Origin of the sequence: Stutzerimonas chloritidismutans (genome assembly GCF_038562055.1) — a bacterium.
Classification (GTDB): Bacteria; Pseudomonadota; Gammaproteobacteria; order Pseudomonadales; family Pseudomonadaceae; genus Stutzerimonas; species Stutzerimonas chloritidismutans_A.
Genome location: NZ_JBCFXD010000008.1, coordinates 123209 through 149401, shown reverse-complemented (window position 1 = coordinate 149401; position 26193 = coordinate 123209). Strand labels below are relative to the sequence as shown.

Annotated in this window: 25 protein-coding genes and 1 pseudogene; 7 read left to right on the top strand and 19 right to left on the bottom strand. The window is 60.0% G+C overall.

Going from position 1 to position 26193, the window contains the following annotated elements:
• Positions 1 to 48: 48 nt before the first annotated feature.
• Positions 49 to 1596, bottom strand: a complete 1548-nt coding sequence (murJ, locus tag AAGW23_RS14055; RefSeq protein ID WP_342407034.1) for a murein biosynthesis integral membrane protein MurJ — start codon at positions 1594 to 1596, stop codon at positions 49 to 51.
• Between the two features lie 220 nt (positions 1597 to 1816).
• On the opposite strand from murJ, the gene rpsT reads away from it, so the two are divergent.
• Entirely contained in the window at positions 1817 to 2095 is a 279-nt protein-coding gene (gene rpsT / locus AAGW23_RS14050; RefSeq protein WP_003281567.1) for a 30S ribosomal protein S20, read from the top strand.
• Between the two features lie 90 nt (positions 2096 to 2185).
• Here rpsT and AAGW23_RS14045 read toward each other — a convergent pair whose 3' ends face one another.
• From AAGW23_RS14045 to rplU, 5 genes are all read right to left on the bottom strand, one after another.
• Positions 2186 to 2644 (bottom strand): CreA family protein, encoded by a 459-nt coding sequence (locus AAGW23_RS14045; protein WP_342407033.1) that lies wholly within the window; start codon positions 2642 to 2644, stop codon positions 2186 to 2188.
• Positions 2645 to 2653: 9 nt separating this feature from the next.
• The gene (gene proB / locus AAGW23_RS14040) at positions 2654 to 3772 is read right to left on the bottom strand and encodes a glutamate 5-kinase (RefSeq protein WP_342407032.1); all 1119 of its coding nucleotides are present in this window, start codon (positions 3770 to 3772) and stop codon (positions 2654 to 2656) included.
• 107 nt (positions 3773 to 3879) lie between these two features.
• Positions 3880 to 5097, bottom strand: coding sequence for an Obg family GTPase CgtA (gene cgtA / locus AAGW23_RS14035; protein WP_342407031.1), 1218 nt, complete (start codon positions 5095 to 5097; stop codon positions 3880 to 3882).
• Positions 5098 to 5260: 163 nt separating this feature from the next.
• Entirely contained in the window at positions 5261 to 5518 is a 258-nt protein-coding gene (rpmA, locus tag AAGW23_RS14030; protein WP_019339713.1) for a 50S ribosomal protein L27, read from the bottom strand.
• A 35-nt stretch (positions 5519 to 5553) separates the two neighbouring features.
• Positions 5554 to 5865, bottom strand: coding sequence for a 50S ribosomal protein L21 (gene rplU / locus AAGW23_RS14025; protein WP_003302133.1), 312 nt, complete (start codon positions 5863 to 5865; stop codon positions 5554 to 5556).
• Between the two features lie 248 nt (positions 5866 to 6113).
• Between rplU and AAGW23_RS14020 the strand changes: the two genes are divergently transcribed.
• Positions 6114 to 7082 carry a polyprenyl synthetase family protein gene (locus tag AAGW23_RS14020; protein ID WP_342407030.1) on the top strand — a complete coding sequence of 323 codons (969 nt, stop codon included), beginning with the start codon at positions 6114 to 6116 and terminating at the stop codon, positions 7080 to 7082.
• A 151-nt stretch (positions 7083 to 7233) separates the two neighbouring features.
• Positions 7234 to 7461, top strand: a complete 228-nt coding sequence (locus AAGW23_RS14015) for a hypothetical protein (RefSeq protein WP_148926868.1) — start codon at positions 7234 to 7236, stop codon at positions 7459 to 7461.
• Between the two features lie 11 nt (positions 7462 to 7472).
• On the opposite strand, the gene AAGW23_RS14010 is transcribed toward AAGW23_RS14015, so the two are convergent.
• The 5 genes from AAGW23_RS14010 to AAGW23_RS13990 form a co-directional block, all read right to left on the bottom strand.
• The gene (locus tag AAGW23_RS14010; RefSeq protein ID WP_342407029.1) at positions 7473 to 8090 is read right to left on the bottom strand and encodes an FKBP-type peptidyl-prolyl cis-trans isomerase; all 618 of its coding nucleotides are present in this window, start codon (positions 8088 to 8090) and stop codon (positions 7473 to 7475) included.
• Between the two features lie 106 nt (positions 8091 to 8196).
• Positions 8197 to 8502, bottom strand: coding sequence for a DUF6482 family protein (locus AAGW23_RS14005; protein ID WP_342407028.1), 306 nt, complete (start codon positions 8500 to 8502; stop codon positions 8197 to 8199).
• Between the two features lie 102 nt (positions 8503 to 8604).
• Positions 8605 to 9093, bottom strand: coding sequence for a TIGR00645 family protein (locus AAGW23_RS14000; protein WP_102837905.1), 489 nt, complete (start codon positions 9091 to 9093; stop codon positions 8605 to 8607).
• A 164-nt stretch (positions 9094 to 9257) separates the two neighbouring features.
• A complete protein-coding gene (locus AAGW23_RS13995) occupies positions 9258 to 9593 on the bottom strand; it encodes a hypothetical protein (RefSeq protein WP_342407027.1) in 336 nt (111 codons plus the stop codon).
• A 172-nt stretch (positions 9594 to 9765) separates the two neighbouring features.
• Entirely contained in the window at positions 9766 to 12216 is a 2451-nt protein-coding gene (locus tag AAGW23_RS13990) for a Lon protease family protein (protein ID WP_342407026.1), read from the bottom strand.
• A 249-nt stretch (positions 12217 to 12465) separates the two neighbouring features.
• On the opposite strand from AAGW23_RS13990, the gene AAGW23_RS13985 reads away from it, so the two are divergent.
• Positions 12466 to 13497, top strand: a complete 1032-nt coding sequence (locus AAGW23_RS13985; protein WP_342407025.1) for a cytochrome-c peroxidase — start codon at positions 12466 to 12468, stop codon at positions 13495 to 13497.
• Positions 13498 to 13626: 129 nt separating this feature from the next.
• On the opposite strand, the gene mscL is transcribed toward AAGW23_RS13985, so the two are convergent.
• Positions 13627 to 14037, bottom strand: a complete 411-nt coding sequence (mscL, locus tag AAGW23_RS13980) for a large-conductance mechanosensitive channel protein MscL (protein WP_342407024.1) — start codon at positions 14035 to 14037, stop codon at positions 13627 to 13629.
• A 212-nt stretch (positions 14038 to 14249) separates the two neighbouring features.
• Between mscL and AAGW23_RS13975 the strand changes: the two genes are divergently transcribed.
• Positions 14250 to 14519, top strand: coding sequence for a YdcH family protein (locus tag AAGW23_RS13975; RefSeq protein ID WP_045430358.1), 270 nt, complete (start codon positions 14250 to 14252; stop codon positions 14517 to 14519).
• Between the two features lie 157 nt (positions 14520 to 14676).
• Here AAGW23_RS13975 and AAGW23_RS13970 read toward each other — a convergent pair whose 3' ends face one another.
• Positions 14677 to 15111 (bottom strand): CopD family protein, encoded by a 435-nt coding sequence (locus tag AAGW23_RS13970; protein ID WP_342407023.1) that lies wholly within the window; start codon positions 15109 to 15111, stop codon positions 14677 to 14679.
• Between the two features lie 114 nt (positions 15112 to 15225).
• Here AAGW23_RS13970 and radA point away from each other — a divergent pair, with 114 nt between their 5' ends.
• Positions 15226 to 16587: a DNA repair protein RadA gene (gene radA / locus AAGW23_RS13965; RefSeq protein ID WP_342407022.1), complete on the top strand. Its 1362-nt coding sequence runs from the start codon at positions 15226 to 15228 to the stop codon at positions 16585 to 16587.
• Between the two features lie 8 nt (positions 16588 to 16595).
• On the opposite strand, the gene AAGW23_RS13960 is transcribed toward radA, so the two are convergent.
• The 6 genes and pseudogenes from AAGW23_RS13960 to AAGW23_RS13935 all read right to left on the bottom strand — a co-directional run.
• Positions 16596 to 16967, bottom strand: coding sequence for a PilZ domain-containing protein (locus tag AAGW23_RS13960; protein ID WP_148926873.1), 372 nt, complete (start codon positions 16965 to 16967; stop codon positions 16596 to 16598).
• 58 nt (positions 16968 to 17025) lie between these two features.
• On the bottom strand, positions 17026 to 17487 hold the full coding sequence (locus AAGW23_RS13955; protein ID WP_342407021.1) for an isoprenylcysteine carboxylmethyltransferase family protein: 462 nt from the start codon (positions 17485 to 17487) through the stop codon (positions 17026 to 17028).
• A 102-nt stretch (positions 17488 to 17589) separates the two neighbouring features.
• Positions 17590 to 18228, bottom strand: a complete 639-nt coding sequence (locus AAGW23_RS13950; RefSeq protein WP_102837914.1) for a response regulator — start codon at positions 18226 to 18228, stop codon at positions 17590 to 17592.
• A gap of 31 nt (positions 18229 to 18259) precedes the next feature.
• The gene (locus tag AAGW23_RS13945) at positions 18260 to 19612 is read right to left on the bottom strand and encodes a cache domain-containing protein (RefSeq protein ID WP_159969028.1); all 1353 of its coding nucleotides are present in this window, start codon (positions 19610 to 19612) and stop codon (positions 18260 to 18262) included.
• 173 nt (positions 19613 to 19785) lie between these two features.
• A complete protein-coding gene (gene glyA, locus AAGW23_RS13940; protein ID WP_342407020.1) occupies positions 19786 to 21039 on the bottom strand; it encodes a serine hydroxymethyltransferase in 1254 nt (417 codons plus the stop codon).
• A gap of 138 nt (positions 21040 to 21177) precedes the next feature.
• Positions 21178 to 23832, bottom strand: a pseudogene (locus AAGW23_RS13935) (sensor domain-containing protein); the annotation flags it as partial.
• Positions 23833 to 24398: 566 nt separating this feature from the next.
• Between AAGW23_RS13935 and ettA the strand changes: the two are divergent.
• Positions 24399 to 26066, top strand: a complete 1668-nt coding sequence (ettA, locus tag AAGW23_RS13930) for an energy-dependent translational throttle protein EttA (RefSeq protein WP_342407018.1) — start codon at positions 24399 to 24401, stop codon at positions 26064 to 26066.
• Positions 26067 to 26193: the final 127 nt, after the last annotated feature.

Here is a 26193-nt window from a genome sequence, read left to right as displayed (position 1 = left end):
CATGAGGCGGCGGTCACGGACAGGTTTGCCACCCGTGCAAGGTACGGATCAATGACGGAGATGCCGAGGACGCAAACCAAGCACTACCAGGCCCGCCGCGAAAGCGCCCAACCCCGCCACGACGAGCAGCCCCAACTGCAGCGCTCGCTGCTGCCAGCCCCAAGCGAACCATTCGACCGATGGCGCATTGAGCCACCAGACCATCACCACCATTGCAGCACAGCCGCCGGCCAACCGAAGGAGGAATAACCCCCATCCGGGCGTAAACCGGAACACGCCTGTCTTGTACAGCCCCCAGAACAGCAGGCCCGCATTGAGCATCGACGACAATGAGGTCGCCAATGCCAACCCGACATGCTGGAGCGGCCAGATCAGCATCAGGTTCAGTGCCATGTTGGCGATCATGCAGATGATTGCAACGCGTACTGGCGTCTTCAAATCCTGGCGTGCGAAGAAACCTGGCGCCAGCACCTTGATCAACATGAACGCCAGCACGCCCAGCGAATAGGCCTCCAGCGCATTGGCCGATTGCACCACGGCCTGTTCGCTCATCGCACCGTAAAAAAACAGACTGGCAATCAGCGGCTCAGCGAGGATGCCCAGCGCAAGCGCCGCTGGAATCCCCACCAACAGAACCATTCTCAGCGCCCAGTTGAGGGTATTGGAAAACGCTTTGGGATCCTCCCCAGCATGCTGACGCGACAGGCTGGGCAAAATCACCGTACCGATGGCGATACCGAATGCTCCAAGCGGCAATTCCGAAAGGCGGTCAGCGTAATAGAGCCAGGACACGCTACCGGTCTGCAGAAACGACGCGAGAACCGTATCGAGCAAGAGATTGATCTGACTGACCGACACACCGAACAAGGCCGGAACCATCAGCAGCATGATTCGCCGTACGCCCTCGTCTCCGAATCTCACCCGCGGCCTGGGCAACAACCCCAGCTTGGCGACGTAAGGCAGCTGAAACGCCAGCTGGGCGAAGCCGGCGATGAATACCCCCCAAGCCAGGGCCATGATCGGTTGATCGAAGTAAGGCGTCAGGAAAACAGCCGAGCTGATCATGCAGACATTCAACAGCACTGGCGTGAAGCCCGGCACCGCGAAATGCCCGTAAGTATTGAGCACGCCGGAGGTGAAAGCCGTTAGCGAAATCAGCAGCAAGTAGGGGAAGGTGATGCGCAGCAGCTCGCCAGCGAGCTGCATTTTGGCTGGGTCGTCATGAAAGCCAGGCGCAAAGAGCATGACCACGTATGGCGAAGCCAACACGCCAACCGCCGTAATGCCCGTCAGGATCAGCCCAAGCATGCCGGCAGTGCGATCTACCAGCAGCTTAACCTCCGTCAGAGTTTGTTTTGTCCGGTATTCCGACAGCACCGGAACGAAAGCCTGCGCAAACGCGCCTTCTGCAAACAGACGGCGTAAAAAGTTGGGAATCTTGAAAGCGATGAAGAAGGCATCAGCAGCAGCGCCAGAGCCGAAGTAGCTGGCCACCACCATATCGCGTACCATGCCCAGCACCCGGGATAGCAGCGTCATCACGCTGACTACCGCACTGGACCGCAGCAATCCACCTTTGCCGGATGTATCGGACATTTGTCTTCCTAGAGTTGCAGCAGGAGGGGTTCTGGCCAGGGCACTGAGCATCGACTCGATGACCAGTTTCGACAGTTAACAGAGGGCGCGAGTTTAGCGACCCCCCTTCTGTCCGGCCAGTGTCTCGATTAGTTCAACCGGGGTTGACAAGGACCAACCGCATCGGCATGATTCGCGGCCTTATTTGCTTTGTAATCCCACGTTTTCGAGGAGTTCGACGGTGGCCAACAGCCCTTCCGCCAAAAAACGCGCAATTCAGGCTGAGAAGCGTCGCAGCCACAACGCCAGCCTGCGCTCCATGGTTCGTACCTACATCAAGAATGTGGTCAAAGCCATTGATGCAAAAGATCTGGATAAAGCTCGTACTGCTTATACTGCAGCCGTGCCTGTAATCGACCGTATGGCCGACAAGGGCATCATCCACAAGAACAAAGCAGCTCGGCATAAAAGCCGCCTGAACGGCCACATCAAGGCCCTCGGCGAAGCTGCTGCAGCCTAAGCTGTACGCTCTTGTGAAAAAACCGGCCTTGAGCCGGTTTTTTATGCCTGCGATTCAGCCATCACAACAACCAACTGAACCCTATACTGCTTACGGCTGAGCCCAAGGCAGTATTGGAATCGCAGTCACCGCGTTCTGCGGGCTTCCTTCGATAACCCGATCGCTGTACACCAGATAGACCAGCGTATTGCGAGCCTCATCGAAAAAGCGGACCACCTGCATTGTCTTGAACACCAGAGAAGTGCGCTCCTTGAAGACCACTTCGCCATCTTTGAGCTTCTCGCTCATGCGGATGGGCCCTACCTGTCTGCAGGCGATCGACGCCTCGGCGCGGTCCTCAGCCAACCCGAGCCCGCCCTTTATGCCGCCAGTCTTTGCACGCGATAGATAGCAGGTCACACCCTCAACCTTCGGGTCATCAAACGCCTCAACCACAATCTTGTGGTTCGGCCCCAGCCATTTAAAGACCGTGTCGACCTCGCCCACTTCGCGCGCCATACCAACCACTGGCCACATCAACAAAACCACTAACGCTTTTGCCAGGCGCATCAAACCACCTCAGGCCAAGATCATATTGTCGCGGTGAATCAGCTCGGGCTCATCGACATAACCGAGCAGCTTCTCGATTTCATCCGACGGACGCCCAAGGATTCGCTGCGTTTCAGCCACACTGTAGTTAGCCAGACCGCGCGCAACCTCACGACCATCCAGACCGACACACACGACCATCTCACCACGACGGAAACCACCCTGCGCCGCCTTGACCCCGACCGGCAACAAGCTGCGATTACCCTGCTTCAGCGCATGCACAGCACCGTCATCAAGGACGACCGTACCACGCATCTGCAGATGCCCCGCCAGCCACTGCTTTCGCGCCGCATGACGATTACATTCCGGCGCCAACAGTGTGCCGAGCGACTCACCCGCCCTCAGTCGCGCCAGCACCTGCTCGATTCGACCACCAATGATGACGGTATAGGCACCAGAGCGCGCCGCCAAACGCGCCGCGCGCAGCTTTGTCTGCATGCCGCCCCGCCCGAGCGCGCCACCCGTAGCACCCGCCACTGCGTCCAACGCAGGATCATCGGCGCGCGCTTCACTGATCAAGCTGGCATCTGGATTATTGCGCGGATCAGCATCGAACATGCCGTCGCGGTCAGTAAGGATCACCAGGAGATCCGCTTCGACCAGGTTCGCCACCAACGCAGCGAGCGTGTCGTTGTCGCCGAAGCGGATCTCGTCAGTGACAACCGTATCGTTTTCATTGATAACCGGCACCACGCCCAGATCGATCAGCGTGCGAAGCGTACTGCGAGCATTGAGATAGCGCTTGCGGTCAGAGAGATCATCGTGGGTTACGAGAACCTGCGCAGTTTGCTGCTCACAACGCGCGAAGCTGGCTTCCCAGGCCCGTATCAAACCCATCTGCCCAACGGCTGCCGCAGCCTGTAGCTCATGGACGGCCTTTGGCCTGACAGCCCAACCGAGACGGCTCATACCGGCAGCGACAGCGCCGGAAGACACCAACACCAACTCGACACCCGCCTTGCGCAGCGCCACCATCTGATCAACCCAGACAGCCATAGCCGCTTGATCCAGGCCGCGACCATCAGCCGTCAGCAAAGCGCTGCCGATCTTCACCACCCAGCGCCGCGCACCGCTCACCTTGTCCCGCATCGATCCTGCCTTCCAATCGGTACCTGGCCAAACCACTCGGCGGGCGACAGACAAGCCAGCCCGCAACCATTCGCTAGCGACGCTCGCAACGATGCAAGCATGCGCCGTCAACGCACGTAGAAGATCTCAGCACCACCTTCATCGTCGTCATCATCATCGAAGTCGTCTTCATCGACCTCGTCGACAGATTTCACGCCCGCACGCCGCAAGGCGCGCTGATCATCGAGCTCCTGCAGACGAGCACGCGCCTCGTCCTCGATTTGCCGATCCAGCTCAGCAAGCGCTTCCGCGTATGCTGGCTCCTCGGCGATACGCACCAAGCGCTCATCCAGGTAGCGCATGATGGCCTGACTCAACGCCTCGGTGCCCTCGCGCTCAAGGGCAGAGATGACGAATACAGGACCGTCCCACTCAAGCCGCTCGACCACCCGCTGAACACGCTCGTCACGATCCTCTTCGAGCAGCTGGTCAGCCTTGTTCAGCACCAGCCAACGGTCACGCTGCGCCAGCGCCGGACTGAACTTCTCCAACTCACTGACGATAACTTCAGCCGCATCGGCCGGGTCACTTTCATCCAGCGGCGCCATGTCCACCAGGTGCAACAACAGCCGCGTCCGCGCAAGGTGCTTGAGGAACCGAATGCCCAGTCCTGCGCCTTCCGAAGCGCCCTCAATCAGACCCGGAATGTCAGCCACCACGAAGCTCTTGTAGCGACCAACGCTCACCACCCCGAGGTTCGGCACCAGCGTGGTAAACGGATAATCGGCAACCTTAGGTTTGGCAGCCGACACCGAGCGAATGAACGTACTCTTACCAGCGTTCGGCAACCCCAGCAGCCCAACATCCGCCAGTACCTTCAACTCAAGTTTCAGGTCGCGAGCATCGCCTGGCTTGCCTGGCGTGGTCTGGCGAGGCGCACGATTGGTGCTGGACTTGAAGCGGGTGTTACCCAGCCCGTGCCAGCCACCCTGAGCGACCAGCAGGCGCTGACCGGCCTTTGTCAGGTCGCCAATGACGTCTTGAGTAGCCGCATCAATCACCGTTGTCCCAACCGGCACCGGCAGGACAAGGTCGTCGCCCTTGGCGCCGGTACACTCGGTACTGCCGCCTTTCTGGCCATTCGGCGCATTGAAGCGACGGGTATAGCGGTAGTCGACGAGAGTATTGAGGTTCTCGTCAGCCTGCAGATAAACGGAACCACCGTCACCGCCGTCACCCCCGTTGGGGCCGCCTTTTTCGATGAACTTCTCGCGACGGAAGCTCATCATGCCGTTACCGCCGTCGCCAGCCTTTACAAAAATCGATACTTCATCGACGAATTTCATGGGAACGCCTCCCGCCGCCAGGACGGGCTAGAAAACAGGAACATAAGGGTCTTGCAAAACCCAGCGATAATTAGAGCACAGCAGCGTTTTGCAAGAGCCCTACAGAGGATACAGAAACAAAAAAGCCCCGTCGCATGACAGGGCTTTTCCAGCAACGCCGCGATTAGGCCGCGACGACGCTCACGTAGCGACGACCAAACTGGCCCTTCACTTCGAATTTGATCACGCCTTCCACCTTGGCGAACAAGGTGTGATCCTTGCCCATGCCAACGCCGTAACCGGCATGGAACTGGGTGCCGCGCTGACGCACGATGATGTTACCGGCCTTGATGACCTGGCCGCCATACATCTTCACGCCAAGACGTTTGGCTTCTGAGTCGCGACCGTTGCGGGTAGAACCGCCAGCTTTTTTGTGTGCCATGAGTTCAATACTCCTATAAGGGGATTCAGGCCCGATTAGCCCTGAATGCCGGTGATTTTGACCTCAGTGAACCACTGACGGTGGCCCTGACGCTTCATGTGATGCTTACGACGGCGGAATTTGATGATGGTGACCTTGTCATGACGGCCCTGAGCGATCACTTCAGCAGTGACCTTGGCACCATCGACCACCGGAGCGCCGATCTTTACATCATCGCCGTTGCCAATCAGCAGAACGCGGTCAAAAGTGACGGCTTCGCCAGTAGCAACTTCGAGTTTTTCAATCTTGAGGTATTCGCCTTCGGCGACCTTGTATTGCTTGCCGCCGGTAACGATAACTGCGTACATCTGTGTATCTCCGTTGATCCTGCTCACCCAGCGCTTAAGTAAAATAGTTGGAGGCTGGCATGGCTGCTCGGGGCCGGATAGGACGCCCTTGCAATTGCGTAAGGCAGGGAAATGCCCAGGGGGAAAGTTCAGGGTCCGCGATTGTACGCATCCACCTGAGCCTGCGCAATAGCCGCCGGACCTTGCCTTGACACTGCCTGACCCGCCCCATAGCATGCCGCGCAATCTCCGAGGAGTACTCGTCCCCGATGCAACCCCAGGCCTTTTACCAAGTAGTGGCTGAAGATTTCGCCGCTGTTGACGGCATCATCCGCAACCAGTTGACGTCCCGCGTACCGCTGGTGGAAAAGATCGGGGATTACATCACCTCGGCCGGCGGCAAGCGGCTGCGCCCTCTACTGGTCCTGCTTAGCGGCAACGCACTGGGACTCAAGGGTGAGCAGCTGCGTCTGCTGGCAGCGATCATCGAATTCCTGCATACCTCGACGTTGCTACATGATGACGTCGTCGATATGTCCGGTATGCGCCGCGGCCGCTCAACCGCCAACGCCCTCTGGGGCAATGCGCCCAGCGTGCTGGTCGGTGACTTCCTCTATGCGCGTTCTTTCGAAATGATGGTCGAGCTGGGCTCGATGGAAGTCATGCGAATCATCTCGCAGGCTACTCGTGTGATTGCCGAAGGCGAAGTGCTGCAACTGTCGAAGGTGCGCGACGCCAGCACCACCGAAGAAATCTACATGGAGGTCATCCGCGGCAAGACCGCCATGCTTTTCGAAGCCTCCACGCACAGCGCGGCCACTCTGGCGGGTGCCAGCGAAGGGCAGCGCGAAGCACTGCGCAGCTTCGGCGACTACCTCGGCATTGCATTCCAACTGGTCGATGACCTGCTCGACTATCAGGGCGATGCCGAAGCGCTGGGCAAGAACGTCGGCGATGATCTTGCCGAAGGCAAACCAACATTGCCGCTGATCTACACGATGCGCGAAGGCACGCCGGAACAGGCCTCCCTGGTGCGCCAGGCCATTCAGAAAGGCGGCATCGAGGATCTAGAAAGCATCCGCCGTGCGGTAGAAGCAGCCGGCGCGCTGGATTATACGGCCCGCCTGGCTCGTGACTATGCTGATCGCGCCATAGCCTGCCTCGAGCTGATCCCTGCCAACAGTTATCGTGATGCCCTGGTCGAGCTGAGCCGTTTCGCAGTCGCTCGCACCCACTGAGCAGAGCACAGCGAAGGGTGCGAACTGAGCGCCCTTCACCCCTCCCTAAACACCCTACTCTGCGCATCAGCAAATGCCTCAGAGATTCTTTGCGCTTGCATATATGCAAATAACAATTATTCTCATTAACAGAGACTAATTGGAGGTGCGCATGACTTATCTGATCGATGCCTGGCTGGACCGCCCGCAACCTTACCTGCGAATACTCGACCGCAGCACCGGTGCAGTATGCATTACCTTAGAGGGAGACGCCCTGAACGAGCTTCGCGACCAGGGCGACTTGGATCTGCAGGAACTGAGCACCAGCGAACCCTGCGTGCTGAAGGAACAGGTGCGAAACCTGTTCCTGTTCTCCTATGCCAGGGCGTTGCGCCCGTAGCGGCAGCGGCTTTAAAGAACAGCCAGCAACTCGACATCGAACACCAGTACGCTGTGTGGCGGGATACTGCCAACGCCTTGCGCGCCATAAGCGAGCTCGCTTGGCACATAAAGGCGCCATTTGCTGCCCACGCCCATAAGTTGCAGCGCTTCGGTCCAGCCGGCGATCACGCCACCCACCGGAAACTCGGCCGGCTGGCCACGCTGGTAGGAGCTGTCGAATACCGTGCCGTCAATCAATGTGCCGTGGTAATGGGTACGCACTTGATCCTCAGCGCTGGGCTTGGTGCCCTCGCCGGCGGTCAGCACTTCGTATTGCAGGCCCGACGGAAGGATAGTCACTCCGTCACGCTGGCCGTTTTTTGCCAGAAACGCTTTGCCTTCGCCGGCAGCGGCTTCAGCCTTTTGCTGCGCCTCGGCTTGCATGCGCTCACGAATGACGGCAAAGCTAGCGTTGAGTGCTTCCGGAGCAACCTGGCTGGCCGCACCCGAAAAAGCGTCTCGAATACCTGCGATCACTGCATCCAGGCTGATCCCCGGCGGCGGATTCTCGCGCAGCTGATCACCCAGCTGACGGCCAATACCGTAGCTCACGCGCGTTTCGTCGGTTGATAGATTCAGGTCAGTCATGCATCGGCTCCGCCGGAAAAAAGGCCGCACAGCCTAGCACAGCGACTAGCATCGCCACCCCAGTCTGTTCTATAGGCAGCATAGGGGCGCTAGACAAACGGAATACTCACCAGGCAGAACGCAGACTGATCGGCACCCTCAACGGCTCCCGAACACCCTCGGCCAAGCCGCACATTTCGTCGTATGCCGAGCTTTGAACCAGAAAGAAAGGGACCGCGGGCATCTCACTGAGAAGATCACGCGCATGCTCCACAGATCGCAGATGAATCACTTTGGCCTGCTCGTCACATAGCACATGCGACTTGCCACCGGCGTGGACATTCAACAAGTAGAAGCCACCTTCAAGAGACACCAGGTCTAGCGCCTCGACATGATTCGCTTGTACGCCTTCCAGCAATTTCTGCAGATTCATGCGCCCTCCGATGTACAAAAGATCACTTTTGTACAATATCAGGACAAGCCATTCGCAACCAACCAATCCACCGTCCGTGCTTGCCGCAAGGCACGAACCACTTCAGTGCTTTGTCAGCTTATCCAGATACCCCATGGCGAAAGCTGAAAAGACGAATGTGAGATGGATAATGACGTACCACATCAATTGATCGCTCTCGAGCTGCTGCGCGTCCATGAACATGCGCAGCAGGTGGATCGATGAGATTGCCACAATCGAAGCAGCGACCTTCATCTTCAACGAGCCGGAATCCATCTTCCCGAGCCAATCGAGCTTTTCCTTGCCCTCATCGACATCCAGCTGCGAAACGAAGTTCTCGTAGCCAGAAAGCATCACCATCACCAGCAAACCGCCAACCAGCGCCATATCGATCAGCGAGAGTAGTTTGAGGATCAGATCGCCTTCACTCAGAGAAAGCACGGCAGGAAGGATGTGCCAGATTTCCTGAAAGAACTTAATCGCCAGGGCCAGCAGGGCAAAGGCAAGACCAAAGTAAATAGGCGCCAACAACCAACGGGCGGCGTACATGGTGTTTTCGATCAAGCGTTCCATCTGTTCTCACTGCGCGGGGCGGGGTTCGGCAAGCGAGTATACTCAGCGCGGCGGAGTCTTCAAGACGGCGCTATAGCGGCATGTTTCTGCTGTGGATAAGAAGTTGCAAGACCTCTGCCAGCCCCAATAACCGGGACCGCGCTGGCATCCCTTGGCCGGTGCATTCAGGATTTAGCGCCCCATCCGCTCAGATAGCGCGATTGGTTCGCGTTGACCTTGCGTAACTCTGCCTGCATGTGCAGTTGCCAGATCGATGGCGATTCCGATTCCGTATAGCCTTGCCCATAGAGATTCTCGGCAATCGCCTTCAACACCGATTCGGCCTCGCGAGGCCCGCGAAATGGGCCTTGCGCTTTGATTGCAGTAGGCTGCCCAGCATCGATTCCAGCCGCACACAGCAACGTCCACAAACCATTGCCCCCGGACAGGGGCCGGATAATGCATTCGATACGGGTCACAAGACCCAGGCACTCGCGGTTCAAACAGAGTGTTTGCGACATGACGGCGATCCTCGCGCTCGGTTGCGCGCCCTCATCTGGAGAGGAAAGGGCCGCAAATCCGTTATCCCCAGACGCTGTGGATAACTATGTGGATAGAGAGTGGGAGCTCTCTTCCATTGCAGACCCGCCGCGTGTCGTATCGTTCCGTCCGATTACGTTGCGTTTGAACCGATTATCCTTGCTCGGCTCCCTTTAACTGGGCTGCGGCCAGAACCTCCTCGGGGGACGCTGCATCGCTTCGGTGATCGTCCTCCAGTTCGATTTCGGCGATGTCGCGCAGACGCTCCACAACCCGCGCATTGACGCTGCCCTTGGGGAACTGCCCATCCTTGTCCGCCGCACCTACCGGCTCACCCACCAACAGTGAAAGCGCTTCATCGACATGACGCACCGCGTATATATGAAAACGCTCCTGACGCACGGCTTCCAGCACGCGCTCGTCGAGCATCAGCGTGGTAACGTTGGCGAAAGGAATGATCGCGCCCTGGTCTCCGGTCAAACCGCGTGCTTCGCACAAGCGGAAGAAGCCCTCGATCTTTTCGTTCACACCACCGACCGCCTGCACCTCGCCAAACTGGTTGATTGAGCCGGTAATCGCAAAGCACTGCTTGAGCGGCGTGCGCGAGATAGCCGAGATCAGCGCGCAGCATTCGCCCAATGAAGCACTGTCGCCGTCGACATAACCATAGGACTGCTCAAGCGCGATGCTGGCGGAGATCTCCAGCGGAAACTCCTGGGCATAGCGGCTGCCGAGAAAGCCCGTGAGGATCATCACGCCCTTCGAGTGAATCGGCTGGCCGAGATTGACCTCGCGCTCGATGTCCACGATTCCCGAGCCGCCCGGATAGACGGTGGCGGAGATACGCGCCGGCATGCCGAACGCCGAGTCACCCACCTCTAAGACGGTCAGGCCATTGCACTTGCCAATGGCCGCCCCCTCGCTGTCGATCAGGATCACGCCGGCGAGGATGTCTTCGAGAATCCGCGCCGAAACACGCCCGGTACGAGTGGCCTTTGCCTTCAGCGCACGTTCGATATGGCCGACGTCGGTCACCTCATCCTTGGCCAACTGACGGATGAAATCCGCCTCGCTGACCAGCTGGAACAGATCACCAATTCGGGCCGACAAGCGCCCCTGATGCTCGGCCAGTCGAGCGCTGTAAGTCGCCAGCCGTGCGACTGCGGCGGCTGTCAGCGGCGCCATGCCCTCTTCGGAGGTGCGCGTCTTCATCAACTGCGCGAATTGCTCGAGGCTGTCCTCGGCCAGCGGGATTTCTTCGTCAAAATCCACCAGCACGCGAAACATCTCCTGAAAATCTGGATCCAGATCCTGCAGGGTGTAGTAGAGCTGGCGTGAACCGATGATCACCACTTTAACGTTGAGCGGGATCACTTCTGGATTCAATGTCACCGTAGCCAGTCGCCCCAACTCGGCCAGCGGCGACTCCATCTTCAGCTTTCGCGACTGCAAGGCACGTTTCAGGGCTTCCCAGACAAAGGGTTCACTGAGCATCTTTTCCGCTTCGAGCATCAAGAAGCCGCCATTGGCGCGGTGCAGCGCGCCGGGCCGCAGCTGGCGGTAGCTGGTGTAGAGCGCGCCCTGATCAGTGCTGTACTCGATGCGACCAAATAGATTGTCATAGGTCGGGTGCGGCTCGAACACCACTGGCGCGCCGCCATCAAGCGGATGGCCGACAACCAGGCTCGGGCTGTACTGCTCTTCAAGCAGTTGCCGGGCCTGAGCATCGGGACGGTTTTCATCCACCAGCTGCTCCACCACGGTTTTCAGCAGATTGACCTGCACGGCCTGCAGATAAGCCTCAATGCCAGCGTTTTCGCCATACTTCTCTGACAGCGGTGTCAGCAGCGGCTGCAAGGCCTGGCTGATGGTTTCATCATTGAGTTGGCGGAGCTGGTTGCTGGACTCGCGCTTCCATTGCGGCAGGCTGGCCAGCCCTTCATTAAGGTGAACTTCAAGTGCGGAGATGTCTTCGTGGTAACGCTCGCGCTCCGCTTCTGGCAACTGGGCGAATTCCGCCTCGTCCATCGATTTGCCATCCTTCATGGGCGTGAAGGCGATGTTGCTGCTGTCCCGATACAGAGCGATTTCTTTTTCGAGAGCCAGCTTTTCGATGACATCCAGCGCCTTGTCGTAGCGCTGATTGAAGGCACGATCGATGGCGCTCTTCTTCTGTTGGAAGCTCGGGTGCTCAAACACAGCAGGGAACGTAGCCATCAGGTTGTCGATCAGCTGCCCGATATCGGCAATGAACTCACCCGCACCGCCTTGCGGAAGCTCCACCACGCGCGGTTCGCGAGGCTCGTCGAAGTTGTTCACATAGAGCCAGTCCGACGGCGTATCGAGTCGCTTGCCTTCAGCCTTGAGGTAGCGGCGCACGAACGAGAACCGTCCGGTTCCCGGCTCGCCCATCACATAGACGTTGTAGCCAGGGCGCGGCATCGCCACCCCGAACTGCAGCGCCTCGACGGCCCGCTCCTGTCCGAGCACGCCAAGAAAAGGCTCCAGCTCATCGGTGGTCTTGAAAGCGAACTGGCTGGGTTCAAAGGGACGGGTCAGCGCATCAGGCGCCAGGCGCAGGCCGGCAGCGACGGTTTCGGGCATTGGAAATCCTTGCAGGAATGGCCTTGTGGCCACGATTGATGCTGCCATTCTGGCGATGCCTCCCGCCGGCCGCAAGGTCCAGCGAGGCGCGGCTTGAAGGTTTCCCGAACGCGGCAAGTCTGCGTTCGGGCAAGTCAGCCCCTGCGACACACGAGCCAACGGCGAACGTCGCCGCCTTGATTCAGATCAACCTGGCGCCTTCTCGAGTAGCGCTTCATGGAGCGGCCAACCTAGAAAAAGGACTCCGTGATGCGCTCCCCTATACCCGTCCTGATCAGCGGACTGATGCTGATCTCGAACGCCGCCCATGCCGACGAATTGCGCGAACGTGCCGACGAGGTTTTCAACCCGATCCCAGCGAAGGTAACGGAGGTTCGCGGCAAAGCCGTCAGCCCTGATCAGGCGCAACTTGGCCACAAGCTCTGGTTCGACCCGCGCCTGTCGCGCAGCCACGTCATCAGCTGCAACACCTGTCACAACCTGAGCCTAGGTGGGGGTGATAACGTCACGACTTCGATCGGCCATGGCTGGCAGAAAGGCCCCCGCAACTCCCCCACCGTGCTCAACGCCGTGTTCAACGCCGCCCAGTTCTGGGATGGCCGCGCGGAGGATCTGCAGGCCCAGGCCAAGGGTCCGGTTCAGGCGGGCGTGGAGATGAACAACACCCCAGAGCGGGTCGTTGCGACGCTCAAGAGCATTCCGGAGTACGCAAGCGAGTTCAAGAAGGCCTTCCCAAACGACAAGGACCCAGTCAGCTTCGACAATATGGCTTATGCGCTGGAGGCGTTCGAAGTCAGTCTGATTACGCCGGACGCACCTTTCGACCGGTATCTCAAGGGGGATGACACGGCGCTCGACGCCAAGCAGAAAGAAGGCCTGGCCTTGTTCATGGACACGGGCTGCACCGCCTGCCACAGCGGCGTCAACGTGGGCGGCCAAGGCTATTTCCCGTTTGGCGTCATCAAAAAACCTGGTGCCGAAATTCTCCCGTCCGGAGACAAGGGCCGCTTCACTGTAACCAATACGGCAAGTGACGAGTACGTCTTCCGCGCGGCGCCCCTGCGCAACGTAGCGTTGACGCCACCTTACTTTCACAGCGGTGAGGTCTGGGAGCTGGAACAGGCAGTGGCAATCATGGGAGACAGTCAGCTTGGCCGCACGCTGAAGGATGACGAAGTCAGTGCAATTGCAGCCTTCCTGCGCAGCCTGACGGGTGAACAGCCGCACGTGGCTTACCCGGTGCTGCCGGCCAGCACGCCAAGCACGCCAAGACCCGAATAAAGCCTGACCTCGAACCCGCAGACCTGTCGCTGCAGGTTCGAACTCACCCAGGCACCACTCCTTTCACACTGCCCGGTTTCGTGCGGCCCGAACGTATGAAAGCAGATCGCTCAAGCCTCGTGACGGTCATCACGGCCGATTTTGCGCCCGCAACGCATCGCGAATCTCGGTAAGCAGCACTTCTTCTTTGCTCGGCGCTGGCGGTGCAGACGGCGCTGCCGCCTCTTTGCGCTTCAAGCTGTTGATGCCCTTGACGGCGAGAAAGATCGCGAAGGCCACAATGATGAAATCGAAGACCGTCTGCAGGAAACTGCCATAGCTCAAGGTCACCGCCGGGGCATCACCAACCGCCTGTTTGAGCACGATGGAAAGATCCGAGAAATCGACACCGCCGATCAACATGCCCAACGGCGGCGTCACGACATCGGCGACGAAGGACGAGACAATTTTGGTGAAGGCTGCGCCGATGATAATCCCCACCGCCATGTCGATGACGTTGCCCCTGACTGCAAATGCCTTGAATTCGTTGATCATGCCCATGGTGCTTTCCTTTAATCGGATAGGATTTTTTACGGTCGGAACGGCCGCCGTAGCGCTTCGACCACCTGCAGCATAGGTTGGGTTCAAGTCGCGAGCCAGAGAGCTTCGGCGATGAGCGGCAGACGACAGTAAGACCGGCTTGATCGCCGTCAAAAAGAATCGCGTGGCGCAACGCTAAGGTAAAGCTCTTTTCATCCAACCGGAGCGGCACCATGCACGTCGAACATCATCCCTTGGTCAAGGATTTCCCTGAAAAGCTCGAGCAGCTTCATCAGCTGCGTCAGCAGGATCCCAAGTTCGCCCGCAAGGCTGAAACCTACGAGGCACTGGACAAGCAGATTTGCCGTGTCGAGGACGGCGTTGAACTGCTTGATGACGAAGCCCTTAGCGCGCTTAAGCTGGAGCGTGTATCACTCAAGGACGACATCGCTCGTGACCTCAAGCGTGCCAGCGGCAGCTGCTGCGGTGGGTGCTGCGGCTAATTCTGCTCGCCCCCTCCCACCCGTCAGTCTAGGTACGCCTGACGTGACGGGTCGCGGACGTCACCTGTCCCTTCGCTAAACCGTTCAAATACGTCCACTGTCCGGCAGTCAGCCCGTTGCTCTCTTTTGCAAGGACTGAAGTTCCGCCCCGTGGCGGTCAGAACAACCCACCGAATCTAAAGCCCGATCCAACCCAGACGAAGGCCACTGCGGTCAGGGTGATCAGTACGATATGCACGCCCAGTTGTGGCAGGCGCTGCGCATCAAGTTTCGGGATTATCGCTAACCGGGCATGTACACCCAGCACCGCCGTAAAAACCAGAAGCGCCAGTTTGGCCTGGACCAGATGAGCGATGGGCGTACCACCGAACCACTGCGCGTGCGGTAGCCACTGCCCGGCCAGCCATATGCCAGTCGCTATCTGCAGCAGCAGGGCCGGTATCCCAATCCGTTCGTAGAGCTGTTCAAATGCACGCACGGGTTGCACGTTACGGCGACGCAAGGCACCAGGCAGCACACTGAACAGCAGCACCAGATGGCCGCCCACCCAGACGCTGGCACCCAGCAAGTGCAGAAACAACAAATGGCGCATGGATTCACTCCTGTTCGATTTGTTTACAGTCTGGCGGCTGATGTGGCGCTTGTGGCTGATGGCGATCAAGACAGCCGCTATCATGCGGCACCTCTCATCAGACGCGGAGTTTCCATGGCCAAGGCCAAGCGCATGTACGGCTGCACCGAATGCGGCTCGACCTTTCCCAAATGGGCCGGCCAGTGCGGCGACTGCGGCGCCTGGAACACCCTGGTGGAAACCATCATCGATGGCGCTGCGCCGCCCTCCGGGCGGGCCGGCTGGGCGGGCGATCAGGCCAACATCAAAACATTGGCTGAAGTCAGCGTCGAAGAGGTCCCGCGATTTTCCACCGCGTCCGGCGAGCTAGACCGCGTGCTCGGCGGCGGCCTGGTGGACGGGTCGGTAGTGCTGATCGGCGGCGATCCCGGTATCGGCAAATCGACCATCTTGCTACAGACACTATGCAACATTGCCCGCCAGTTTCCGGCCCTTTACGTGACCGGCGAAGAATCACAGCAGCAGGTCGCCATGCGCGCGCGCCGATTGGACCTGCCGCAGGACCGGCTCAAAGTAATGACCGAAACCTGCATCGAAACCATCATCGCCACCGCACGCCTGGAAAAGCCAAAGGTGATGGTGATCGATTCGATCCAGACCATCTTCACCGAGCAACTGCAGTCCGCGCCTGGCGGCGTGGCACAGGTTCGTGAAAGCGCCGCGCTGCTGGTGCGTTTTGCCAAGCAGAGCGGCACGGCGATCTTCCTGGTTGGCCACGTAACCAAGGAAGGCGCACTGGCGGGGCCGAGGGTGCTCGAGCACATGGTCGACACGGTGCTTTACTTCGAGGGTGAATCGGATGGGCGCCTGCGCCTGCTGAGAGCGGTGAAGAACCGCTTCGGCGCGATCAACGAGCTGGGCGTGTTCGGCATGACCGACAAAGGCCTCAAGGAAGTGACCAACCCCTCCGCGATCTTCCTCACCCGCGCCCAGGAAGCCGTGCCAGGCAGTGTGGTGATGGCAACCTGGGAAGGCACCCGCCCCATGCTGGTCGAGGTGCAGGCCTTAGTCGATACCAGCCACATGGCCAATCCGCGCCGCGTCACCCTTGGTCTCGACCAGAACCGCCTGGCCATGCTGCTGGCGGTGCTGCATCGCCACGGTGGCATCCCGACCTACGACCAGGACGTGTTCATCAACGTAGTGGGCGGGGTGAAAGTGCTGGAGACGGCTTCGGATCTGGCCCTAATGGCGGCGGTCATTTCCAGCCTGCGCAACCGACCGCTGGATACCGACTTGTTGGTGTTTGGCGAGGTCGGTCTGTCCGGCGAGATCCGCCCAGTGCCGAGCGGGCAGGAGCGGCTGAAGGAAGCCGCCAAGCATGGGTTCAAGCGCGCCATCGTACCGAAGGGCAACGCGCCCAAGGAGGCGCCCGCCGGGCTACAGGTGATCGCCGTGACGCGCCTTGAACAGGCGCTAGACGCGCTGTTTGAGTAATCGCGGCCTTACCGGGGCTCGCCGAGTGCAGCCAGCTCACGCTCGAGCAGCGCTTCGTCGCCAAGGTTAAGCTCGACCAGCCGCCGCAGATGGCTGATGGAGTCGACATCGATGTGCCGACAGACCATACCGACCAAGTCGCCGTCGCCGCGGGTCATCTCGACCTGCATGCGTACTTCGGCGTCATCCGAAAGCCGGATGCGCGCCTCGAATGGCTGAGCGGGATCGGCGTCCCATTCAGCTGGGCGGTGAACCAGCAGCCCCTTAAGCGAGAGATCGTGTAGCTGGACCGGCCAGCAACGCTCGCCTTGCCTCAGCTCCGTTTCGGCGTCGAATTCGAAGCGCTGAAAGCGCCGGCGGTCACTGTTTGTCTCGGTCATCGTATCCACTCCCCTCGGACTTCTTGTTCAACTATAGGCGACGTCAACGCCGGCCCGCTCAGAGCCAGCGCCGTACGCGCCGACGGTATATTCGGTAATCGTCGCCGAACAACCGCAGCAGCAAATGCTCTTCATGAATGATCACGGTGCGCTGCATGCACACAATCAACAAAGGCAGCAGCAGCCAGGGCCAGACACTGTTCAGCAACAACCCGACACCGCAATAGACAAAGGTGTCAGCCAGATAGATCGGGTTGCGCGAGAAACGAAACGGCCCGCTCTGCAACAAATTGCTCGGCTTGCCATAGGGGTTGATGGTGGTGCGATAGCGAAACATTTCCAGCGCTGACCAGAGCATCAGTGCGATGCCAACGGCTATCGCCACCCAGCCCGCATAGAACGTCAACTCGTATTCAGGCAGATCGAGAGGCACCCCTCTCGACAGTCCCCATGCACACCCCATGAAAACCAGGTAGACCAAGGGCGGTGGCGGAATCAATCTGGCAGAGGCATGGCTCATGGCGCGTCCCGGTGTATTGGATAGACCTATCCTACAGAAGCCGACAGTTAACACCGCCAGCTTTTAGTTGGATTTCCCGGGAAACCTAAACAAGCGCGTAAGTTAATGCTGCCCTGGTAGCCAGCCATGCACCATGGCGTGTTTCATCAGGTCCGCCGGTCGATCGATATCCAGCTTGCGGCGAATGCTCAGTCGATGGGTTTCCACCGTCCGCACGCTGATCTGAAGTTCGCGCGCCATGGTTTTGTTGTTGTGCCCTTGTGCCAGCATCAACAGCACTTCGCGCTCACGCGGGGTGAGTTCGCGCTCCTCGGCGCTGCGACTGGCCAGCTTTTCGGCGATGCCCTCGCTGTAGTAGGTGCCCCCCGCAGCAATCGCCTGAATCGCGACGATGATCTCCCGTGAGGGCGCGTCTTTCAGCACATAGCCGCTGGCGCCAACCTTGACCGAGGTGTTCACGTATTCCTGATTGTCGTACATGCTCAGAATCAGCACCCGCACGTCCGGAAACTGCTGGCGCAGCGATTGGGTAAGCTCGAGACCGTTTACATCCTTTAGGCCAATGTCCATCAGCACCACATCGGCCGTGGCGCGACTCAGCAGCTCAATGGCCTCGGCGCCGCTGCCGGCCTCACCGACCACATCCAGTTCGGGCACGGCCATCAGCAAGGCGCGGATGCCGTCCCGAACCAGGGCATGGTCGTCGATCAGAGCCACCTTGATACAGGCTTGCGGGTTCATCGAGCGGGCCTCTTGTATTGAAATTCGATATTCAGCCGGCCCGTGCCGGCAAGGTGACATCCAGTTCCGTGCCTCCGGACTCAGACAACAGGCTGAAACGTCCACCGAAGTGCTCCACCCGTTCGCGGATGTTACGCAAACCGATGCCGCCTCCCTTGATGCTGTCGAGATGGCGCGGGTTGAAGCCGACGCCATCGTCCCGCACCCGCAAGCGTACCGACGCATCATCGCCGTCCAGACTGATGTGCACTGACTGTGCGGCGGCGTGGCGCTCGATGTTGGCCAGCGCTTCCTGCAACACGCGGAACAGCGCAACAGCCACCGAATCGTCAGGATCGCTCTCACCGAGGCCGTTGCTGTATAGCATTTTCAGGCCGCTGCGCTGTTCGAACTCTGCCACAAGCTGGCCAACCGCTGCCGACAAGCCCAAGGTGTCGAGCAAAGACGGATGTAGATCATGGGAGATGCGCCGCACCTCGCCAATCGCCCCGGCCAGCCGCTCGGTGCCGCGATCCAGCGTTGCCTGCGCATTGGGATTTCCGCTGGCGAGTTCATGACTGGCCAGTTCGAACTGAAACTTGATCGACACCAGCAGCTGACTGATGCCGTCATGCAACTCTCGGGAAACGCGTGAACGTTCTTCTTCCTGCAAGCTGACGATGCGCTGGGTCAGCAACTGCAGCTTGCGGTCGGCGAGGCGCCGCTCGCTGACGTTGAGCGTCAGGCCGCTGGCGAAGACCAGCAACACCGCAACGAGGGCGACGCCGGCGATGGCCAGCATGGTGGTGTAGATACCGCTGGCGACCTCTCCGCGTACCTGCAGGATCGCCTGATCCACATCCTCAAGATAAATGCCGGTCCCCAGCATCCAGCCCCAGCGCTCGAGCATCACCACATAGGCCAGCTTCGCGGCGAACTGTCCGGTCGAGGGTTTTTGCCAGGCGTAGCGTTGGAATCCCGTGCCCGTCTCGGCGCTCTGCATGAGCGCCTGGATCACCTTGAGACCGTTAGGGTCGGTCATGTTCCAGAGATCCTTGCCGACCAGCTCCTGCTGGCGCGGGTGCATCAAGTTGCGTCCGCTGCGGTCGTAGACGAAGAAATAGCCATCGCTGCCGAAACTGAAGCGTCCCAGCGCGGCCAGCACCTTCCGTTTGGTCTCTTCATCATCCAGTTTGCTGTCGTAGAGCGGCGCAATGGTGCTCAAGGCCATTTCGACGTAGTTCTTCAGCTCGGCCTGCTTGCTCGCCAGGATGCTGCTTTCGATCAGCTTCGCCTGCTGCTCGCCGAGACGCTGGTTCTGGAACAGCACCAGTGCGCAGACCACCGCCACGGCCAGGAGCAGTGGCAGGATGCTGAGCGCGGCGATCTTGTGTTTGAGCTGCATCGAAGCTCTCCGATGACCCGGACCTGGGCGAAACGTAGGGAAACTTAACCCAGACGACATACCAGGCACAGTACCAGATGGCACTTGGCCTTGACGCCCCGTAGCGCGGGTGTCTCCTCGCTGAAACGAAAAAGCCCGGCCAAGGCCGGGCTTTCGCTACTGCATGAAGCGTATTACTGACCGTAAACCGGGAACTTGGCGCAGACTGCTTCGACCTTGCCACGAACCGCTTCGATGACCGACTCGTCGCCCATCTTGTCGAGGATGTCGCAGATCCAGCCTGCCAGGTCACGGCACTCGGTCTCGCCGAAGCCTCGGGTGGTCACGGCTGGGGTACCAATGCGCAGACCGGATGTCACGAACGGCGAACGCGGGTCGTTCGGCACGCTGTTCTTGTTCACGGTGATGTGCGCGTTGCCCAGCGCGGCATCCGCGTCCTTACCGGTGATGTCCTGCTTGATCAGGCTGAGCAGGAACAGGTGATTCTGCGTGCCGCCCGAAACCACGTCAAAGCCGCGCTGGATGAACACCTCGGCCATGGCCTGGGCATTCTTCACCACCTGCTGCTGGTAGGCCTTGAATTCAGGCTGCAGCGCTTCCTTGAAGCACACGGCCTTGGCTGCGATGACGTGCTCCAGCGGGCCGCCCTGGGCGCCTGGGAACACAGCAGAGTTCAGCTTCTTCTCGATCTCGGCATTGGCGCGGGCCAGGATCAGGCCACCACGCGGGCCACGCAGGGTCTTGTGAGTGGTGGTGGTGACGACGTCGGCGAACGGCACCGGGTTCGGATAGACACCAGCGGCAACCAGACCGGCCACGTGAGCCATGTCGACGAACAGGTAGGCACCCACCTTGTCGGCGATTTCGCGGAAGCGGGCGAAATCCAATTTCTGCGAGTAGGCAGAGAAACCGGCGACGACCATCTTTGGCTTGTGCTCGAGGGCCAGGCGCTCGACTTCGTCGTAGTCGATCAGGCCCTGGTCGTTGATGCCGTACTGCACGGCGTTGTACAGCTTGCCCGAGGACGACACGCTGGCGCCGTGGGTCAGGTGACCGCCGTGGGCCAGGCTCATGCCGAGAATGGTGTCACCGGCGTTCAGCAGGGCCAGGTAGACGGCGCTGTTGGCTTGCGAACCGGCATGCGGCTGGACGTTGGCGTAATCGGCGCCGAACAGCTCCTTGGCGCGGTCGATGGCCAGCTGTTCAACCACGTCGACGTACTCGCACCCACCGTAGTAGCGCTTGCCCGGATAGCCTTCGGCGTACTTGTTGGTCAGCACCGAACCCTGGGCTTCCATCACCGCCGGGCTGGTGTAGTTCTCCGAGGCGATCAGCTCGATGTGGTCTTCCTGACGCTTGGCTTCCTGCTCCATGGCAGCGAAGAGATCGGCGTCGAAACGGGCGAGGGTCAAATCACGGCTGAACATGGCAGTCCTCTGAGAATCAGCTGGCGGTAATAAAGAGGCGCGGATTCTACCCTATCCGCCGGAGTGCGGGTATGAGGCGTGGTCATCTGCAACATGAGACAAGCTGCAAGCAACTCGACGATGCAGCTCGTCGCACCGCTACAGCAATTGACCTGGCTCGAGCTGACCACAAGCAGCCCGCCGCCGGCAGTTAGAAACCGATTCGTTCAACACCGCCGCTGAAACTGGCCGTCCCAGATAGAAGCCCTGCACCTCGTCGCAGCCATGCTCACGGAGAAAATCCAGCTGCGCCTGGGTTTCGACGCCCTCAGCGATCACCGACAGGCTGAGACTGTGCGCCATGGCAATGATCGCCCGGGCGATCTGCCCGTCCTGCTCGCCTTCGGGAAGACCATCGACGAAGCTGCGGTCGATTTTCAGCACATCGATGGGAAATTGCTTGAGGTAATTCAATGACGAGTAACCGGTGCCGAAATCGTCGATGGCAATCGATGGGCCGAGTTGCTTGAGCGCATCGAGCATGCGCATCGCGCTGCCGACATCCTGCATCAGAATGCTTTCGGTCAGCTCCAGCTCCAGTCGGCTCGGTTCAATTTCGCTGGCGGCGAGGATCCCGGCGATTCGCTGGCCCAGCTGCCCATCGGCAAACTGACGGGCAGAAAGGTTCACCGACACCTTTGGCACCACCACACCCTCCCGCTGCCAACTGCCGATCTGTCGGCAGGCTTCGTCGATGACCCAGTCGCCTACCTCGACAATCAGCCCCAGCTCTTCCAGCGCCGGCATGAACTCGCCGGGCGGCACCAGACCTCGCGACGGATGCTGCCAGCGCAGCAATGCCTCGACGCCGGTCAGCGTGTGGCCGTCGGCCAGGTACTGTGGTTGGTAGTGCAGCACGAACTGTTGCTGTTCGAGGGCGTGGCGCAAATCGCTTTCCAGCTCCAGACGTTCCAGTGCGCTGGCATTCATCTCGGCCTGGTAGAACTGGAAGTTGTTTTTGCCGCGTTCTTTGGCGTGGTACATCGCGGTATCGGCATTTTTCATCAGCTGACTGATGTCGCTGCCATCCTGTGGGCTGAGGGCGATGCCAATGCTGGCAGTGACAAAGAACTCGCGACCAGACAGCACGAAGGGGGCGGCAAGACTGGCCAGGATTCGTTCAGCCACATGAATGGCCCGGCTCAGTGCTTCATCACGATCTCCGCCAGGGTGCAGCAGAAATGTGAACTCATCGCCGCCCATGCGCGCCACGGTATCGTCTTCATCTACGCATGAGGCCAGACGCACCGCGACCTCCTTGAGCATGCGATCACCGGCGGCATGGCCAAGCGAGTCGTTAATCGGCTTGAAGCGATCCAGATCGAGAAACATCAGCACCACCCAGCCTCCGCGCCGGGCGGCCAGTTGCAGGCTACTGTGCAGACGGTCTTGAAACAGCGTGCGATTGGGCAGCTGGGTCAGCCCGTCGTAATAGGCAAGCCGGTGAATCCGCTTTTCGCTGGCTTTGCGCTCGCTCATGTCACTGAAAAAGCACACGTAGCTAACCAGCTCATTTTCATCATCGCGAACGGCGGTAATGCCGATCCAGCACGGGTAAGTCTCCCCACCTTTGCGCTTGAGCCAGAACTCCCCTTCCCAACTACCGGCCTGGAGGACCTGGCTGTGCACGTAATCCATCTGGTTGGCCTGCTGCCGGTCGGCGCTGAACGCCATCGGCAGCTTGCCTTTTACCTCATCACCGCTGAACCCGGTGATCCGTACGAACGCCGCATTGACCTGAGCGATCTTGCCCGCGGGGTCGGTGACGACGATGGCCGCCGTGGAATGGTCGAATACAGTTGCGGCGCGGCGCAATGCGGTGTCGGCTTGCCGCTGTTCGCTGACATCCCGGCCGATGCAGAGCGTTCCGTCGAACCGGTTGTTCTCGTCGGAGATCAGCATGATCCTCAGCTCGATCGCCACTGGGCGGCCATCGGCTGCGCGGCAATCGAAATACAGCGTTTGCGTCTGTAAAACCTGTCCAAGCTTGGCCAGCTCAACGGGGCTGGTCGACGCATCGCGCACCTGCCGCATCAGATCATAGAAGCGCGCCGCCTGACGGGGCTTGGTCACAACCGTCTCCAGTCCATGACGCGCCGCCCACTCCGGGCTGTAGCCAAGCACCGTTTGGATCGAAGGGCTGATGTAGTCGATGCGCAAGGAACTGTCTGTAGTGAAGATCACATCGCGCAGGCTGCCGGCGAGCATCCGGTAGCGGCGCTCGCTGTCACGCAGCGAATGGCTGTGGTCCATGTTCGCGGTAACGTCTCGCGCCACGCCGATCAAGCGCCGTACCCGCCCCTGGTCATCACGTGTCAGGACCTGTTCCGTCACATTGAACCAATGCCATTTGCCGTCACGGTGGCGCCAGCGCAACAACGACTCCTGAGCCACGCCGTCAACCATCGAACCGCGAAGGGCCAGCAGCCTCCAGATATATTCCTGATCGTCCGGGTGACTGATGCGCTGCCAGAACAGATTGCTGTCCTCGCCGCGCTCCTCTTCGCTGTAGCCCAGCCGCGTGGCCAGGTTGCTGTTGCTGAAGAGCAACTTACCGGCCTCCAGGTCCTGCACGTAAAGCGTGTCGGGCACCGCCCGCAGCACCTCTGACCAGAAGCGCTCACGCTCAGCCAGTGCCGTCTGCGCCGCCCGCTCACGGGTGATATCACGCATGACCCAGACAAAGCCGGACGGCTCCACCTCACCGGCCAACCGCAAAGCTCGGCGCGTGATCGAAAAGAGATGGTTTTCCCCCTCCTGGAGCAGTCGCACCGCCTCAAGACACAGATCAACGGTCGAATTGGCCGCATCGAACGCCAGGGGATCCAGATTCGGCAGCAGTTCCTGCAAACGATAACGCGGAGCCTCTCGGCTATTCAGGCCGAACATTGCCTCAGCCTGGCTGTTGAGAAACTGCAGGCGGCCACCGAAGTCGCTGATCAGAATCCGCTCCTCAATCGCCCCGAGGGCCGTTGCCGAATAACGCAACAGTTGCCAATGGACGCGCAGGCGTCGTGGCATTAAGAGTCGCGCACACGCGGTAGCGATTCCCCGTGCAAGCCTATCGAGGCGGGCTGACGCTGATGAGTGTCGATCGACCAAACGTTGAGAGTCCCGAGTGGCATAGCAATGAGCGCTGGGTCGAACCGGCGCCCGAACGGGGCCAAGAATGCCTTGAGAGCTATCAAAGCGCCAGCATCGAATCGACGCCTCCGGTTTGCCCTGCCTGGTGCATTACGGTAGCTTTGCCAGTCCGGTTCGACCCGCCCACGGCGGCGGGATTCGCCTCACTTTTTCCTTCGTCACGGGCACTCGTCTCCATGGCTCAATACGTCTACACCATGCATCGGCTCGGCAAAGTCGTTCCGCCGAAGCGTGAAATCCTCAAGAACATTTCCCTGTCGTTCTTCCCGGGCGCCAAGATCGGCGTGCTCGGTCTCAACGGCTCGGGCAAGTCCACCCTGTTGAAGATCATGGCCGGGGTCGACAAGGAGTTCGACGGCGAAGCGCGGGCGATGCCCGAGCTGAATGTCGGCTACCTGCCGCAGGAGCCGGAACTGGACCCGAACAAGACGGTTCGCGAAGTCGTCGAGGAAGCCGTCAGCAGCATCAAGGATGCCCAGGCGCGCCTGGACGAGGTCTACGCCGCCTACGCCGAGCCCGATGCCGATTTCGACAAGCTGGCCGCCGAGCAGGCCAAGCTCGAAGCGATCCTGCAGGCCAGCGATGGCCACAATCTCGAGCGCCAGCTGGAAGTCGCCGCCGACGCCCTGCGCCTGCCGCCGTGGGACGCCAAGGTCGAGCACCTGTCAGGTGGTGAGAAGCGCCGTGTGGCGCTGTGCCGACTGCTGCTGTCGGCGCCGGACATGCTGCTGCTGGACGAGCCCACCAACCACCTGGACGCCGACTCGGTGGCCTGGCTGGAGCACTTCCTTCACGATTTCACCGGCACCGTGGTTGCAATCACTCACGACCGCTATTTCCTCGACAATGTCGCCGGCTGGATTCTCGAACTCGACCGTGGCCAGGGCATCCCCTACGAGGGCAACTACTCCGGCTGGCTGGAAGCAAAATCCAACCGCCTGGCGCAGGAATCCAAGCAGCAGTCGGCCCACGAAAAAGCCATGAAGGAAGAGCTGGAGTGGGTCCGCAAGGGCGCCAAGGCCCGCCAGGCCAAGTCCAAGGCCCGCCTGCAGCGCTTCGAGGAACTGCAGTCGCAGGAATTTCAGAAGCGCAGCGAGACCAACGAGATCTACATCCCGGCCGGCCCGCGCCTGGGTGACAAGGTCATCGACTTCAAGAACGTGACCAAGGGCTACGGCGACCGTGTACTGATCGACGACCTGTCGTTCAGCATGCCCAAGGGCGCCATTGTCGGCGTGATCGGCGGTAACGGCGCAGGCAAGTCGACTTTGTTCCGCATGATCATGGGCAAGGAGCAGCCGGATTCAGGCAGCATCGAGATCGGCGATACGGTGCAGGTGGCCTGCGTCGACCAGAGCCGCGACGATCTCGATGGCAGCAAGTCCGTGTGGGAAGCGGTGTCCGACGGCGCCGACATGATCCGCATCGGCAACTATGAAGTGCCGTCGCGCACCTATGTGGGGCGCTTCAACTTCAAGGGCGGCGACCAGCAGAAGTTCGTCAAGGACCTCTCTGGTGGTGAGCGCGGCCGTCTGCACCTGGCGCTGACGCTGAAGGAAGGCGCCAACGTTCTGCTGCTAGACGAACCTTCCAACGACCTCGATGTGGAAACGCTGCGCTCGCTGGAAGAAGCCTTGTTGGACTTCCCTGGCGCGGCGATTGTGATCTCCCACGATCGCTGGTTCCTCGACCGTGTCGCCACGCACATCCTCTCCTACGAAGATGACGGCAGCATCGTGTTCTTCGAAGGCAACTACACCGAGTACGAAGCCGACCGCAAGAAGCGCCTCGGCGATGCAGCTTCTCAGCCGCATCGGGTGAAATACAAGAAACTTGCCCAGTAGCAAACCATAGCGGAGCCGATAGGCTCCGTTTTTGTGTGGCGAAGCGCCTCTGGTGGCAACTGGCCTGATACCGGATAATCCCGGTTTTCGACGCTTGGCACGACACTTGGATGTCAGGCAGCAATCG

What these genes read in the sequence shown, in the direction of transcription:
- murJ (WP_342407034.1), bottom strand. Translation starts at nt 1,596, where the DNA reads ATGTCCGATACATCCGGCAAAGGTGGATTGCTGCGGTCCAGTGCGGTA.
- AAGW23_RS14045 (WP_342407033.1), bottom strand. Translation starts at nt 2,644, where the DNA reads ATGCGCCTGGCAAAAGCGTTAGTGGTTTTGTTGATGTGGCCAGTGGTT.
- proB (WP_342407032.1), bottom strand. Translation starts at nt 3,772, where the DNA reads ATGCGGGACAAGGTGAGCGGTGCGCGGCGCTGGGTGGTGAAGATCGGC.
- cgtA (WP_342407031.1), bottom strand. Translation starts at nt 5,097, where the DNA reads ATGAAATTCGTCGATGAAGTATCGATTTTTGTAAAGGCTGGCGACGGC.
- rpmA (WP_019339713.1), bottom strand. Translation starts at nt 5,518, where the DNA reads ATGGCACACAAAAAAGCTGGCGGTTCTACCCGCAACGGTCGCGACTCA.
- rplU (WP_003302133.1), bottom strand. Translation starts at nt 5,865, where the DNA reads ATGTACGCAGTTATCGTTACCGGCGGCAAGCAATACAAGGTCGCCGAA.
- AAGW23_RS14020 (WP_342407030.1), top strand. Translation starts at nt 6,114, where the DNA reads ATGCAACCCCAGGCCTTTTACCAAGTAGTGGCTGAAGATTTCGCCGCT.
- AAGW23_RS14015 (WP_148926868.1), top strand. Translation starts at nt 7,234, where the DNA reads ATGACTTATCTGATCGATGCCTGGCTGGACCGCCCGCAACCTTACCTG.
- AAGW23_RS14010 (WP_342407029.1), bottom strand. Translation starts at nt 8,090, where the DNA reads ATGACTGACCTGAATCTATCAACCGACGAAACGCGCGTGAGCTACGGT.
- AAGW23_RS14005 (WP_342407028.1), bottom strand. Translation starts at nt 8,502, where the DNA reads ATGAATCTGCAGAAATTGCTGGAAGGCGTACAAGCGAATCATGTCGAG.
- AAGW23_RS14000 (WP_102837905.1), bottom strand. Translation starts at nt 9,093, where the DNA reads ATGGAACGCTTGATCGAAAACACCATGTACGCCGCCCGTTGGTTGTTG.
- AAGW23_RS13995 (WP_342407027.1), bottom strand. Translation starts at nt 9,593, where the DNA reads ATGTCGCAAACACTCTGTTTGAACCGCGAGTGCCTGGGTCTTGTGACC.
- AAGW23_RS13990 (WP_342407026.1), bottom strand. Translation starts at nt 12,216, where the DNA reads ATGCCCGAAACCGTCGCTGCCGGCCTGCGCCTGGCGCCTGATGCGCTG.
- AAGW23_RS13985 (WP_342407025.1), top strand. Translation starts at nt 12,466, where the DNA reads ATGCGCTCCCCTATACCCGTCCTGATCAGCGGACTGATGCTGATCTCG.
- mscL (WP_342407024.1), bottom strand. Translation starts at nt 14,037, where the DNA reads ATGGGCATGATCAACGAATTCAAGGCATTTGCAGTCAGGGGCAACGTC.
- AAGW23_RS13975 (WP_045430358.1), top strand. Translation starts at nt 14,250, where the DNA reads ATGCACGTCGAACATCATCCCTTGGTCAAGGATTTCCCTGAAAAGCTC.
- AAGW23_RS13970 (WP_342407023.1), bottom strand. Translation starts at nt 15,111, where the DNA reads ATGCGCCATTTGTTGTTTCTGCACTTGCTGGGTGCCAGCGTCTGGGTG.
- radA (WP_342407022.1), top strand. Translation starts at nt 15,226, where the DNA reads ATGGCCAAGGCCAAGCGCATGTACGGCTGCACCGAATGCGGCTCGACC.
- AAGW23_RS13960 (WP_148926873.1), bottom strand. Translation starts at nt 16,967, where the DNA reads ATGACCGAGACAAACAGTGACCGCCGGCGCTTTCAGCGCTTCGAATTC.
- AAGW23_RS13955 (WP_342407021.1), bottom strand. Translation starts at nt 17,487, where the DNA reads ATGAGCCATGCCTCTGCCAGATTGATTCCGCCACCGCCCTTGGTCTAC.
- AAGW23_RS13950 (WP_102837914.1), bottom strand. Translation starts at nt 18,228, where the DNA reads ATGAACCCGCAAGCCTGTATCAAGGTGGCTCTGATCGACGACCATGCC.
- AAGW23_RS13945 (WP_159969028.1), bottom strand. Translation starts at nt 19,612, where the DNA reads ATGCAGCTCAAACACAAGATCGCCGCGCTCAGCATCCTGCCACTGCTC.
- glyA (WP_342407020.1), bottom strand. Translation starts at nt 21,039, where the DNA reads ATGTTCAGCCGTGATTTGACCCTCGCCCGTTTCGACGCCGATCTCTTC.
- ettA (WP_342407018.1), top strand. Translation starts at nt 24,399, where the DNA reads ATGGCTCAATACGTCTACACCATGCATCGGCTCGGCAAAGTCGTTCCG.